The 13,832-nt window shown below is 35.6% G+C and carries 16 protein-coding genes; 11 read left to right on the top strand and 5 right to left on the bottom strand.

What is annotated here, in order from left to right; genetic code table 11:
- Positions 1-46 precede the first annotated feature (46 nt).
- From SCA31_RS15630 to SCA31_RS15620, 3 genes are read left to right on the top strand one after another with little or no spacing between them, the layout of a single operon-like run.
- Positions 47-1,309 (top strand): serine hydrolase domain-containing protein, encoded by a 1,263-nt coding sequence (locus SCA31_RS15630; protein WP_410697884.1) that lies wholly within the window; start codon positions 47-49, stop codon positions 1,307-1,309.
- Between the two features lie 25 nt (positions 1,310-1,334).
- Positions 1,335-3,104 (top strand): Ig-like domain-containing protein, encoded by a 1,770-nt coding sequence (locus SCA31_RS15625; RefSeq protein ID WP_410697883.1) that lies wholly within the window; start codon positions 1,335-1,337, stop codon positions 3,102-3,104.
- 4 nt (positions 3,105-3,108) lie between these two features.
- Positions 3,109-3,567 carry a heme-binding domain-containing protein gene (locus SCA31_RS15620; protein WP_410697882.1) on the top strand — a complete coding sequence of 153 codons (459 nt, stop codon included), beginning with the start codon at positions 3,109-3,111 and terminating at the stop codon, positions 3,565-3,567.
- Positions 3,568-3,691: 124 nt separating this feature from the next.
- Here SCA31_RS15620 and SCA31_RS15615 read toward each other — a convergent pair whose 3' ends face one another.
- The 5 genes from SCA31_RS15615 to SCA31_RS15595 form a co-directional block, all read right to left on the bottom strand.
- On the bottom strand, positions 3,692-4,204 hold the full coding sequence (locus SCA31_RS15615; RefSeq protein WP_410697881.1) for an NUDIX hydrolase: 513 nt from the start codon (positions 4,202-4,204) through the stop codon (positions 3,692-3,694).
- 43 nt (positions 4,205-4,247) lie between these two features.
- A complete protein-coding gene (gene xerD, locus SCA31_RS15610) occupies positions 4,248-5,162 on the bottom strand; it encodes a site-specific tyrosine recombinase XerD (RefSeq protein ID WP_410697880.1) in 915 nt (304 codons plus the stop codon).
- A gap of 6 nt (positions 5,163-5,168) precedes the next feature.
- Positions 5,169-5,591, bottom strand: coding sequence for a deoxycytidylate deaminase (locus SCA31_RS15605; protein ID WP_076356921.1), 423 nt, complete (start codon positions 5,589-5,591; stop codon positions 5,169-5,171).
- 52 nt (positions 5,592-5,643) lie between these two features.
- Positions 5,644-6,411 carry an enoyl-CoA hydratase/isomerase family protein gene (locus tag SCA31_RS15600; protein WP_410697879.1) on the bottom strand — a complete coding sequence of 256 codons (768 nt, stop codon included), beginning with the start codon at positions 6,409-6,411 and terminating at the stop codon, positions 5,644-5,646.
- Between the two features lie 105 nt (positions 6,412-6,516).
- Entirely contained in the window at positions 6,517-8,004 is a 1,488-nt protein-coding gene (locus SCA31_RS15595; RefSeq protein WP_410697878.1) for a catalase, read from the bottom strand.
- A 133-nt stretch (positions 8,005-8,137) separates the two neighbouring features.
- Between SCA31_RS15595 and SCA31_RS15590 the strand changes: the two genes are divergently transcribed.
- From SCA31_RS15590 to SCA31_RS15555, 8 genes are all read left to right on the top strand, one after another.
- Positions 8,138-9,088, top strand: a complete 951-nt coding sequence (locus SCA31_RS15590; protein ID WP_109623453.1) for a LysR substrate-binding domain-containing protein — start codon at positions 8,138-8,140, stop codon at positions 9,086-9,088.
- 233 nt (positions 9,089-9,321) lie between these two features.
- Positions 9,322-10,602 carry a methionine adenosyltransferase gene (metK, locus tag SCA31_RS15585; protein WP_410697876.1) on the top strand — a complete coding sequence of 427 codons (1,281 nt, stop codon included), beginning with the start codon at positions 9,322-9,324 and terminating at the stop codon, positions 10,600-10,602.
- 84 nt (positions 10,603-10,686) lie between these two features.
- Entirely contained in the window at positions 10,687-11,178 is a 492-nt protein-coding gene (locus tag SCA31_RS15580; protein WP_410697875.1) for a hypothetical protein, read from the top strand.
- 196 nt (positions 11,179-11,374) lie between these two features.
- On the top strand, positions 11,375-11,965 hold the full coding sequence (locus SCA31_RS15575; RefSeq protein WP_106917969.1) for an RNA polymerase sigma factor: 591 nt from the start codon (positions 11,375-11,377) through the stop codon (positions 11,963-11,965).
- A gap of 48 nt (positions 11,966-12,013) precedes the next feature.
- Entirely contained in the window at positions 12,014-12,148 is a 135-nt protein-coding gene (locus SCA31_RS15570; protein WP_410697874.1) for a hypothetical protein, read from the top strand.
- 20 nt (positions 12,149-12,168) lie between these two features.
- Positions 12,169-12,864, top strand: coding sequence for a YjjG family noncanonical pyrimidine nucleotidase (locus tag SCA31_RS15565; RefSeq protein WP_410697873.1), 696 nt, complete (start codon positions 12,169-12,171; stop codon positions 12,862-12,864).
- A gap of 246 nt (positions 12,865-13,110) precedes the next feature.
- The gene (locus tag SCA31_RS15560; protein ID WP_410697872.1) at positions 13,111-13,560 is read left to right on the top strand and encodes a PepSY-like domain-containing protein; all 450 of its coding nucleotides are present in this window, start codon (positions 13,111-13,113) and stop codon (positions 13,558-13,560) included.
- Positions 13,561-13,596: 36 nt separating this feature from the next.
- On the top strand, positions 13,597-13,803 hold the full coding sequence (locus SCA31_RS15555) for a hypothetical protein (protein ID WP_410697871.1): 207 nt from the start codon (positions 13,597-13,599) through the stop codon (positions 13,801-13,803).
- Positions 13,804-13,832 lie beyond the last annotated feature (29 nt).

Genomic DNA, 13,832 nt, shown 5'->3' with positions numbered 1-13,832 from the left:
TATTTACTTTCGAGTTTTATTAAATTGCCGCTCATTTTTGAATCTCATGAAGACGCGTAACTTAGTACTTATTGTAACTGTTTTTTTATCCCTTTTTTCCTGTAAAAATAAATCTGAATCCAAAGAGGCTTCTGCTGAAAACACGACCAATCTTCCCAATTATGGAAATGTAGATCTGGGAAGTGTTTTTACAAAAGCAGATGGCCAGCTTTCTGATAAAGAATCATTAACCGGATATATAGATCAATACTATAAAAAAATATGGGATGGGGGCGACTTGAGCGGAGGCATATTAGTAGCAAAAGGTGATGAAATTCTGTATGAGAATTACAGAGGTTTCGGAAGAGAAGGCCATCAAATGCCGATTGATAAGAATACACCATTACATGTAGCTTCTGTTTCGAAAACCTTAACAGCTATGGCCATGATGAAATTGGTAGAAGCCGGAAAAATTAAACTTTCCGACCATCTTACTCAATTCTTTCCAGGGTTTCCTTATCCTAATGTTACCGTTCAGACTTTATTGGATCAGAGAAGCGGTCTTCCAAAATATGAATATTTCATCACTAAAATACAACCCGCTCCGGCAGAACTTTCCAAGCTATTCATCACCAATAAGGATGTATTGAATATGATCATCAAATATAAACCTGACTTGGCAAGAGATACCGATACAGGATTTATGTACTGTAATACTAATTTTGCTTTATTGGCTTTGTTGGTTGAGAAGGTAACAAAGACTCCTTTTCCACAGGCGATGAAGGAGATGGTTTTTACTCCTTTAAAAATGAATAACACTTACATTTTTCAGGAAAAAGATATTCCAACGGCTTCACAGTCTTTCTATTATGGGGCAAATAAACTGTATCCACTAGACAGATTGGATCTTATTTATGGAGATAAAAACGTTTACACTACGCCAAGAGATTTATATAACTTCTCAAAAGCTATGTTTTCAAAGGACTTCCTAAAGCCAGAGTTAATGCAAATGGTCTTTACGCCATACAGCAATGAAAAGGCAGGAATGAATAATTATGGTCTGGGCTTTAGAATGAAAATATTTGATAACGGTGAAAAGCTTACCTATCACAATGGATGGTGGCATGGGACCAATTCTGTATTTGCCCATCTATTGAAGTCCAAGGTTACCATAGTAGCCATTGGAAATAAGTATTCAAATAAAGTATATACAGCACTTGCATTATCCGGATTATTTGAAAATTTCCCTGTACAGCAGGAAAAACTTCAAACTATAATGACCGGCAGTAAAGATACTTTGAATAGCGGACACGAAGTTTTTGGAGAATAATGTTTACTTTTGCTTAAACATTTTCATGAAAAGGTTTCTTTTATTATTTGTTATCTGTTTTCTTGTACACTCTTGTGCAAGAGTTGGGTCTCCTGTAGGAGGACCTAAAGATACGCTGGCTCCAAGATTTTTAAGTTCAAATATTGATACCACAAGAATCAATGTAAAAAGAGATATCCACGAACTCCGTCTGGATTTTGATGAATATATTACATTAAAGGATATCAATAAAAACCTGATTATCTCCCCGCCAATCAAAAATATCAAGCGAATTCTTCCGTCTAATATTGCTAATAAATTTGTTCTTATCCAATGGACAGATACTCTTCAGGCAAATACCACTTACAATTTCAACTTTGGAAATTCAATTGTAGATAATAACGAGACTAATATTCTGCGTTACTTTAATTTTGCTTTCTCTACAGGAGATAAGCTGGATGATTTGTATATCAGTGGTGAGGTAAAAGATGCCTTGGAAATCAAAAAGAAATCCGGTAATAATGAAAATAAATTGGTTGTAGGGCTGTATCAGGTAAAAGATACCATGAACTATAAGCAAAAGCCATATTATATTACGAAAGTGGATGATGATGGGTATTACGAAATGAATTATCTTTCTCCGGGTAAATATAAGATCGTTGCTTTCGATGATGAGAACGGAAATTCTGTGTATGATCCTGGAAAAGAAAAAATAGGATTTAATAAGGAAATTATAGATGTTGAAAAGTCCATTTCAGGATTAAACTTAAAAGTCTATCCATCCAAGAAGCCTTTGAAATATTCAGAAATGAAAGAAATTGGTGGTGGAATTCTCATGACATTTGAGGGGCATCCGGAGGAAGTGAAAGTACAGTCTGTCAATAATGATAAGCTTAAAGATATAAAGGTAACTCACCGTCCCAAATCAGATTCTGTAAGAATTTGGTTTGATGCTGTTAAAGATAATATAGGACAGGAAACTACTGAAAAACTTCAGTTTAGCTACGATATTGGCAGTAAACAGGATACTGTTTCTGTATTCTATAAATATAATAAGAAGAATGCAATGGATATTGTCAGCGATAATGGTGGTGGGTCATTAGTTCCAAAATCTGACTTTAAAATTGCTTCTGCATACATTGTTGATAAAATTGACCCATCAAAATGGGTGTTGAAAAGTGATAGTTTGACAACGCAGGAGTTTACAGCTGCAATTTCGAAGACCAATCCATATCAGATTATCGTGAAGTCAGACTTTGTCAGTGGGAAGAAATATCAGCTTACCATTCCAAAAGAAACAGTTTCTTCTTTCTATACTAGAAATACACAATCAAAAAGATTCGATTTTGAATATGATAAAGTAGAGCAGTTTGGAAGTCTGGAATTTACACTTCAGAATGCCCCGGCATCCAGCTATTGGATTCAGTTACTAGACTCTTCTGAAAAGATATTGTATCAAAAATATACCAAAGGAGATATTATAAAATTTGATATTCTGAAACCTGAAGAATATATCGTAAGAATATTGGTAGACAATAATGAAAACCAGTATTGGGACGAAGCAGATTTCAGTAATGAAACATTTGCAGAAGATGCTTACGTTTTCTATAAGAAAGCTGTAGTGAGGCCACTGTGGGAAACCAGAGAAAATTGGGACCTAAAAGATACCCGAACTCTTGATAATCCTAAAGGGACCTCTTCTTCAACAGCACCTACGACACTTTCTGCACATCAGGAAGAAGCTGTGAAGACAGAAACAACAGAAGCTAAAAAAGAAATCAAGTCCGATAACGCGATTATAACTCCGGTAAAGTAGACTTATGAAGATGGCAAAGAAAATAATATTCTGGGTTTTTGTGGCTTTTGCCCTGATCCAATTTGTTCCTATTGATACAGTTAATAAATCTGTTGATTCCAAGGTGAATTTTGTTCAGGTTAAGAAGACCCCGGAAAAGGTCAGTACATTGCTTAAAAATGCATGCTATGACTGTCATTCCAATGAAACAGTCTATCCTAAATATGCTTTTATTGCCCCCATTTCGTGGTCTGTAAAGAGCCATGTAAATGAAGGACGCCAGCATCTTAACTTTTCTATTTGGGGGACCTATAATAAAGAGCTTAAGGAGAATATGCTCGATAGGTCTATTGAGGCTCTTAAGCATAAGACAATGCCATTTCCCGGATATATTGTTTATCATAAGGAAGCCAATCTTTCAGAAGCTGAAAGGTCACTGCTTATTCAGTATTTTGAAGAAATGCTGAAATCTAAGACCTATTAACTCCAGAAATTTCTAAAGTTATTTTTAATCATAAAAAATCTCTCGCAGATTTTGTAAATTAAGCGGATTATTAAATCATAATCATCTGCCGAATCTACAAAATCTGCGAGAGAATATATATAAATTATTTCTTTAAATACTCCTTAAAGAATCTCTTCTGAGAATCAAAGGCGATATCTTCAAGCTGAAGTTCCTCTAAAGGAATCCATACCGCTTCTGAAATCTCTGAAAGTTCAAGATTTGCCTCAAATTTTTCCGATACATTGTATTCATAAAAGAGATCAATTGTATTATAATCAATTTCCTTATACTGATAAATATTGGGAAGACTGATAAGGTATTTCAGGTTTGAAATATCAATATCAAGCTGAAGCTCTTCAAAAAGTTCCCTTTTGCAGGTTTCTTCCGCACTTTCCTTAGGGTCAACGAAGCCTCCGGCCAAATCCAGTTTTCCTTTTTTAGGATCCCTGTTTCTTCGGGTAAGATAAATTTCATCTCCGCACCTGATGACAACTGCTACGGCACCTGCCACATTGTTATAAAGTGAAAAACCACACTCAGGACAGCTCCATTTCTTTTCACCATCCCAATGTAAGGACTCCTTGCCACAGCTTGGGCAATATTTCAATAATTTCATCTATTTATAATTACTTTTTCAAACTTCAACATGGAGCTTGATTTCATTGAGTAATATTCATATTTCTAGGGTGATAACTCAGGATAACATCTCTTAGTTCTTCTGTCTTCAGGTGAGTGTAGATTTCCGTTGTTGTAATACTGGAGTGTCCCAGCATTTCCTGGATATAACGAAGATCAGCTCCATTCTGTAGCAAATGAGTTGCAAAAGAATGTCTGAAAGTATGCGGAGAAATTTTTTTGTTAACCCCTGCTTTATCTGTAAGTTCTTTAATAATAAGAAAGACAATTACTCTAGACATGGATGTACCACGACTATTCAGGAATAAAGTGTCTTCATATTTCTTATTGATTTTACCCTTTGAGCGTACCTCTTTAATATAACTTTCCAACAGCTCTGCCGTATAATCAGCCAAAGGAACAAAACGGGTTTTGTTTCCTTTTCCATTGACTTTAATATACTGCTCTTTGAAGTTGATATTGGAGATCTTCAGATCAATCAGTTCAGAAACACGGAGTCCGCAACCATACAGTACCTCAATGATGCTCTGGTTTCTTTTTCCGAGATCTGTATTGACCTCAATAGCTGCAATAATTCTGTTAATGTCAGGTAAACTTAAAGTATCAGGTAGATACAATCCCAGTTTAGGGCCTTCAAGTAATGCTGCAGGGTTGTCTTCACGATATTCGTCCTCTAGTAGAAATTTAAAGAAAGACTTTATGGAAGATATCCATCTTGCCTGAGATCTCTCGCTGAATTTCTGTTTAGAAAGATTGAAAATGTATTCCTGCAGGTTTTCGTAGCCGATAGAATCTGGACCGACGTTTGCCAGATCTTCTTCTGCGTAATCTTTTAGTTTTTTAATGTCCCGAACGTAAGCGTCGAGCGTGTTTTCTGAAAAATTTCTTTCGAAGCGAAGAAATATTTCAAAATCTTTGATCTTTTCATCCCAAGTCATTTGTGCTTATTTTTTTAGTTCACAGTCCGATATTTGTTCTATTTCAATGTTATGGTTTCTCAGGAACGATATCCCGTCGTCATCCGAATACTCATTAATATACACCAGTCTTGCAATACCAGCCTGTAAGATTAGCTTACTGCATTCCTTACAGGGTGACAGCGTTAAATATAACGTTGCTCCTTTTGCTGATTGTGTAGAAGCTGCTAGTTTTAATATAGCGTTGGCTTCTGCATGTAATACATACCAGTGCGTTTTTCCCTCCCCATCTTCACAGCAGTTTTCGAATCCCGAAGGAGTTCCGTTGTAACCATCTGAAATAATCATCCTATCTTTTACGATAAGAGCCCCTACTTGTTTTCTCTTACAGTAGGAGAGTTTTGCCCATTCTTGAGCCATTTTTAGATAAGCTTTATCAAACTTATTCATACCGCAGCATTAGTTTTTTCGAAATAATTTGGATTAAAATCTTTTTGAAAGATTAGAAGTTTGGCTTTCTTTTCTCTAGGAAAGCAGTTACTCCTTCTTTCTTGTCTGCCATTTCAAAAAGCTCCCCGAAATACTTGATTTCAGTTTCAAAACCTTTATCCGTGTCAGATAAATTTACGGCGTTTATAGCCTTTGATATTGCCATTGGTGAATTGTAGGCAATAGTGTTCGCTAATTCTTTCGTTTTGGTTAATAATTCTTCAATAGGGTATACTTCACTTACCAGTCCGATCTCTTTTGCTTTTTGAGCAGGGATCATTTTGGCAGAGAAGATCATTTCGTTGGCAATACCTTTTCCTACAAGCTTTGGAAGCCTTTGAGTTCCTCCGTATCCTGGAATTAATCCCAAGGTTACTTCAGGAAGCCCCAGTCTGGCGTTTTCCGATGCATATCTGATGTGGCATGCCATAGCAAGCTCTAAACCTCCTCCTAATGCAAAACCGTTTACGGCTGCAATAACAGGCTTAGACATATTTTCAATTTTGTTGAACAGAGAATTTTGTCCATTTCTGGCAAGCTCTTCCGCTTTTTCCTGTCCAAAATCACTAAATTCTTTAATATCAGCCCCAGCTACGAAAGACTTTTCTCCACTTCCTGTAAGGATAATTACTCTACAAGAAGTGTCTTTATTAAGCTCATCCAGTGCTGTACTGATTTCCTGAATTGTTTTTGCATTTAAAGCATTTAAACTTTCAGGTCTGTTTATGGTAATGATAGATAATTTATCTTCCTTTTTTAATAATATATTTTCGTAACTCATTTTTCCACTTTAAAATATCATCCTTTGCAAATTATGAATTTTTTACAAAAAAAAGGAAAAAATATTATTTTTTTTTCCTTTTTTTTTATTTATTGTTCAATATGATCATTTGGAATGATTCATCATATTTGCATCAATATTCACGTTTAATTGTGAAGCCACTTTCATGCCAAGCTCAATGTTAGCACGGAAAAAATGACACAATTGGCGGTTAATGATTTCATCTTTTTTCGGTCCGCTGATTCCTTTCATACTTCCTACAATATTTTGGATCAAGCGGTCCCTGTCATCAGCGTTCATCGCCTTTGAATAAAGAAGCCCCGGCTGAGTATAATGATCACTGTCGTTATCATTTCTGTTGTAGCTGGCAACATGAGCGCTATCTAATTCATACTCATAGTTTTTGTAAGATGAATCTGCTTTGATGTCATCAAAACTGTTCGGATGATAGTTGGGTTTGTCCTGATAGTGGCTTGAGTCTGCCATATAGCCATCTCTTTGATAGTTATTAACAGCAAAAGGACATCTGTTCACTTCCAGCTGGTGAGCATTAACTCCTACTCTGTATCGGTGTGCATCCGGGTAGGAGAATAATCTTCCCTGAAGCATTTTATCCGGAGAGAAACTGATTCCGTTGATCAGGCTGCTTGGTGAGAATGTAGATTGCTCTACGTGTGCAAAATAGTTGACAGGAACTTCATTCAGTTCCATTTCTCCTACTTCAATCAAAGGGAAGTCATCATGGAACCATACCTTGGTTACATCAAAAGGATTCCATCTGAAATCTTTTGCCTGTTCCTCGGTCATCACCTGAATGTACATGGTCCATTTCGGAAAATCTCCATTTTCAATGGCATTGCAAAGATCTTCTTGTGCAAAGTCTGGATTTTCTCCTGCCATTTTTACAGCTTCTTCATCGGTGAAGTTTTTTACTCCTTGTTTTGTCTTGAAATGAAACTTCACCCATACTCTTTCATTGTTATCATTGATCATAGAGAAAGCATGAGATCCGAAGCCGTGCATATGTCTGTAGCCATAAGGGGTTCCTCTGTCTGACATTAATATAAGGACCTGATGAAGTGATTCCGGATTTAAACTCCAGAAATCCCACATCATGGTGGAGCTTTTTAAATTAGTCTTAGGTACCCTTTTTTGGGTATGTATAAAATCCGGGAATTTTTTTGCATCCTTAATAAAGAATACAGGAGTATTGTTTCCTACAAGATCCCAGTTTCCATCTTCAGTATAAAATTTTAGAGCAAAGCCTCTAGGGTCTCTAGCGGTATCTGCACTTCCTTTTTCGCCACCCACTGTAGAAAAACGGGCAAACATTCTGCATGAATTTCCTACTTTTGAAAATAAATTTGCTTTTGTATACTGGCTGATGTCATGCGTTACGGTAAAGGTTCCGTATGCTCCGCTTCCCTTGGCGTGTACAATTCTTTCAGGAATTCTTTCCCTAACGAAATGTGCAAGATTTTCCTGAAGAATAAAGTCCTGCAGCAATACCGGGCCTCTTGGTCCTACCGTCTGGGAATCCTGATGCTCAAAATAAGGTGCGCCGTTGCTTAACGTTAATTTTTTAGAATCCATATAATTGATGATTTTGAATAATTGTTTCCTTTTTCTAAATCGAAGTGTAAAGGTAGTGAATATCAAATTTACTGGAATTTTTAATTGCTAATAACAAAAACGTTATATCTTTGTAATAGATAATATTAATCAAATGAACATTCAGCAACTTGAATATCTTATCGCTGTTGATAAGTATAAACATTTTGGTAAAGCAGCTCAGGCTTGCTTCATTACCCAACCTACGTTAAGTGCCATGATACAGAAATTTGAGGACGAACTGGATGTAAAGGTTTTTGACAGAACAACTCACCCGATCCGTACTACAGATGTAGGTCTTCAGATCATTGATCAGGCCAAGGTGATTATAGAATCTGTCAATGAGCTGAAAAACAAAGCTAACCTTTTGAATAATATTTTAGGAGGAACAATTAATCTGGGAATTATTCCTACGGTTTCTTCATTTATTCTGCCTACGGAAATCTTTAAATTTCTTGAAGACAATCCGAAAATCCAGATGAATGTAAAAGAAATGACTACTGATAATATTATTAAAGCTCTAAAAGCCGGAGAATTGGATGCAGGAATTATTTCCACTCCTTATGATACTGCTGACGAGTTTTATCAGGATTTCTTATTCAACGAAGAATTAATGATCTACAGCTCCAATACTGAAGCGAACAAAAAGAACTCTTACATTATTCCAGAGGATCTTAATGTAGAAAAAGTATGGTTGCTTGAAGAAGGAAACTGTCTTAGAAATCAGTTCGAAAATATCTGTCACCTTAAGGAAAATACTCTAAAGCCTAAAAACTTAGATTTCCTGGCTTCCAATATTCAAACCTTGGTACACATGGTAGATAAGGTAGGGGGAATCAGTATCCTTCCGGAATTGGCATTAAGCCAGCTTTCTGAAGAGCAGAAAAAGAATGTCTTCAGATTCAAGAAGCCTTTCCCTTATAGAGAAATCAGTATTATTTATTATAAGCCAACCTTTAAACAGAAGATTATTGATGAATTATCACATTCTATCAAAAGTTCTTTAGAATTGAAACTGAATTATCACGCAAGTCCGAAAGAATTTGTAAGCATAAAGCCTCAGTAATAAAAAGGCTTTAAAGTGATATAAATCATTAATTTAAAGAAAATTATAATTAGTAAACAAAAATTTTGAGTATTACAAAAATAGTGCTTAAATTTGCTGACGTTTACCACGAGGAAAAATTTGACCTGATTGCAACCTCTATAAAAAAATGCTAAAACAGTATTCTTTTTTCGGGCAATTTTATTCTTATTTTTCTTCGTCAATATTTTTTAATCTAAAAAACAAAGAATAATATGTCTTATTTATTTACGTCTGAATCAGTTTCAGAAGGACATCCGGATAAAATTGCAGATCAAATTTCTGATGCATTAATCGACCATTTCTTAGCGTATGATAAAAGTTCAAAAGTAGCTTGTGAAACTCTTGTCACTACAGGACAGGTAGTATTGGCCGGAGAAGTAAAATCTGATGCTTATCTTGACGTTCAAACAATTGCCAGAGAAGTAATCAACGGAATTGGGTATACCAAAGGTGAATATATGTTCAACGGAGATTCTTGTGGAGTTATCTCTGCAATCCATGAGCAGTCACCTGATATCAACCAAGGAGTTGACAGAGCTGTAAATGATGAGTCTTTCGAAGCTAAAGCAAATGCACAGGGGGCTGGTGACCAAGGGATGATGTTTGGATATGCTACCAATGAAACGGCAAACTATATGCCTCTTGCTTTGGATTTAGCACATACAATTCTTAAGGAACTTTCTGCAATCAGAAGAGAGAATAAGGAGATCACCTATCTTCGTCCTGATGCGAAAAGCCAGGTGACTATTGAGTATTCTGACGATCATAAACCAATCAGAATTGATTCTATCGTAGTGTCTACTCAGCACGATGACTTCGGAGCAGAGGAAGAAATGCTGAACAAGATCCGTGAAGATATCAAGAGCATCCTTGTTCCTAGAGTTGTTGCACAGCAAACAGAGGAAATTAAGGCTTTATTCAATGATCAAATTAAATATCACATCAACCCTACAGGAAAATTTGTAATCGGCGGTCCTCACGGAGATACTGGTCTTACAGGTAGAAAGATCATCGTTGATACATATGGTGGTAAAGGGGCTCACGGTGGTGGTGCTTTCTCTGGAAAAGATCCATCAAAAGTAGACAGAAGTGCTGCGTATGCTACAAGACACATTGCTAAGAACTTGGTAGCGGCAGGTATTGCTGACGAAGTTTTGGTACAGGTTTCTTATGCTATTGGAGTAGCTGAGCCTTGTGGTTTATATATCAATACGTATGGAACTGCAAAAGTTGATCTTCATGATGGAGATATCGCTAAAAAAGTTTCTACAATCTTCGATTTAAGACCGTATGCTATCGAGCAGAACTTAAAATTAAGAAACCCTATCTATCAGGAAACAGCTTCTTACGGACACATGGGTAAAGAGCACTATGTGGCAGATAAAACATTCAACAAAGGTCATAAGAATGAACTTACATTGAAAGATCTTGAGTTCTTTACTTGGGAAAAACTAGACAAAGTAGAGGAAATTAAAGCCGCTTTCGGAATTTAATTTTCCCCTTGGAATAAATATATGAACTGCTTTATCCTTTGATAAGGCAGTTTTTTTTAATTTTACACGATAATAAATAGAGAGATGATGAATTTTCGGACTGCAATTACAATCTTATCCCTGTTTTTGCTAAGCACATTGGTAAAGGCTCAATATACCATGCACAAAATGATCACGGTAGGATATACCTATCAGAATCAAAGTTTTGGAGAAGTAGGAGGTAAATTGCTTTTTCTTAAAAACGATGATGTCATTTACAGATTAGGAGGTTCTGCTTTAATGGGAGTTGCTGATTCCAAGTTTGCCATCATGCCGAAGCTTCAGGCGGATGTATTGCTTAATTTTGAAAAGAATGTAGATTTCTATCACTCCTATTACTTTTTAGTAGGAGCAGAGGGTACCAACAAATATATAGCCCCGAAAATAGGCGTTACTTTATTTGGAATGCTGGATCTTACAGGAGGCTATGCCTTCCCTATCGGAGATACCCGATTAAACGGTAAGGAAATGAAAGGTCTAAATATTAATTTTACATTAAATATCCCTACTGTCTTTATTCATGACATGTTTAAATGATTTTTTTTAAATTTTTCTTGTGAAAAATTAATAATAGCTTAACAGTTATTAAAAAATTATTATATTTACACCATAATATAAGTGTACCGCCTATTGAAGAGACTCTACTCTAGAAAACTGTTTTGTATATACAGCAAAGGCCAGATGAAATATCTGGAGGATTACCTGTCTGCAAATTTTTATATTGAGAAGAGTTATGAAATCAAAATCGGATAGTTTACTAATTTCGCTTTACCAGAAAGGTGACGAGGGAGCATTGTCAACCCTCATTCATCGCCACCAGAGAGAGCTTTTTACATTCATTTTTTACAAAATTAATGATGAAGACTTAGCCAACGATGTTTTTCAGGATACATTCATGAAAATTATTGTTATGCTAAAGGAAGGACGTTATAACGAAGAGGGTAAATTTATCCTTTGGGCCAAAAGAATCTCCCACAACCTAATCATCGATCATTTCAGATCAAAAGCCAAAAATATCAAGGTTTCAGAAACTACGTTTGAAACTGATGAATATTCTATTTTTGACCTGATCAGAGAGCCTTCAGAAAATATTGAAGATCAATTGGTGACGAACCAGATTCAGGAAGACTTGTTGAGAATGTTACAGTTTCTTCCACAAAATCAGCAAGAAGTAATCAAATTAAGATTCTTTGACGGGCTGAGCTTTAAGGAAATTGCAGATCATACAGATATGAGCATTAATACGACACTGGGAAGAGTAAGGTATGCGCTTATAAACCTGAGAAAAATCATGGAAGAAAATAACATAATATTAACCAGATAGATAATATTTTGTGAAATTTCACGTTTTTAAGGAAAACATACTTCGCCTATGAAAAAAAATGATTCCTTAAAAGTGAAAACTTTGAAACCTAAGAAACAAACCATTGATTTTCTGCTCAACTTTTCTAAAAATCTTGAAATTGTGAAAAGCAAGAGTAATAATTATCCTATCTCAAAAAATTAAAATTACTAACTTTGTGCTGTATGAAAATGCAGCACGTTTTTTTTGACCTGGACAATACGCTCTGGGATCATCGCAGAAATGCCTACCTAACTATCAAAGAACTTTTCGAAAAACAGGAAATCACTTCGAAGTACAATATCGGCTTTGAAGAGTTTCATGATGTTTACCACCAGATCAATGAAGATCTTTGGGAAAAGATACGAGACGGGATTATAGGCAAAGAGTATTTGAGAGAACACCGTTTTTATGATTCCTTCATGCATTTTGGAGTGGATAATAAAGAACTGTCACTTTATTTTGAAGAACATTTTCTGGATAACATTGTAAGCCATAATGAATTGGTGGAAGGTGCAGAAGATATTCTTGATTATTTAAAGGCTAAGAATTATACATTACACATTATTTCTAATGGGTTTCAGGAAGTAACGGAAAGAAAATGTACCCTATCAGGCATAGCACCTTATTTTAAAACAATTACCAGTGCCGATGCCGTGGGAGTAAGAAAACCCAACCCCAGGATTTTTGAATATTCTCTAGGGCTTTCTGATGCTAAAAAAGAAGAGAGTATCCTGATCGGGGATGACTGGATTGCTGATGCTGTGGGAGCAAGAGATTTCGGGATGGATTCTATTTTCTTTGATGTCTATAAGGAAGATAAACAGGGAACGGGATTAAAAGCCATTACCCATCTGCACCAGATCAAGGAATATCTATAGTTTTCCGAGCAAAGCTTAAAAGCAAATTTATAAATAAACCATTAAGGCTATTGAAGCTCTTAAGGGAAATAGATGCCGTATAAGGCTTTAATTCTCTTAAAAACTCACTTTACCTTAGTGGTTTATTTATATCCTTTATTCTTGCCATTTTTATCACTTTATTTTTGAACCACTATATTTTTCCTAATTCTTTCCTAAATTGATTTGGATCTTTGCTTTATAATAATGACAGAAAAACTTAATGTTATGAAAAATGTAAAGAAAATCACAGGAGTATTTATTTTAATTTTTATGTTAATGGGAGGCGTAATGTTTGCACAGGACAGAGCTATAAACCCTAACCAACTGCCTAAGACGGCCAAAACTTTCCTTGCAGCTCACTTTAAAGGGATTGCTGTAAGTTCAGTGATAGAAGACAGGGAAATCTATGGGGTGGATGATTATAAGGTATACCTGAGCAACGGAATGAAAATGGAATTTGACAGTAACGGAACCTGGAAAGAAGTGGATGGCAAACATCAGAAAATTCCATATGGTTTTATTCCTGCATCCATTAAAAACTATAGCACAAAAAATTTCCCAAATACCTATATCATTAAGATAGAAAAGAAAAGATGGTCTTATAAGGCTGAGCTTTCCAATGGACTGGAACTAGAGTTTGATAAAAGTGGAAATTTTAAAAGAATTGACGACTAATTCTGAACTAAATGCTAACAATAAAATTTTAATGGTATGGTTAATTGGAGTTTAATAAGCAGCAATGGAAGAAAAGCTTCTTCCGGTAAGATTAGAAAAAGTATGGTGTCTTTTATGACCAAGCACCATCCGTGCAGTGTGGTTAGTTCCATTGAAAAAAAGTATAATGCCTATAAAATTCATTTAATGAACGGATTGTGTCTTATTTTTGATGCAGATGGACGCTTTGTGAAATCAAATTAACTTTTGAAAGAAAGGGAGCCGGAGGACTA

It is taken from the genome of Chryseobacterium sp. SIMBA_028 (assembly GCF_046535285.1).
Lineage (GTDB): Bacteria > Bacteroidota > Bacteroidia > Flavobacteriales > Weeksellaceae > Chryseobacterium.
The sequence above is the reverse complement of the archived record's forward strand: the minus strand, read 5'-3'. Positions and strand labels throughout refer to the sequence as shown.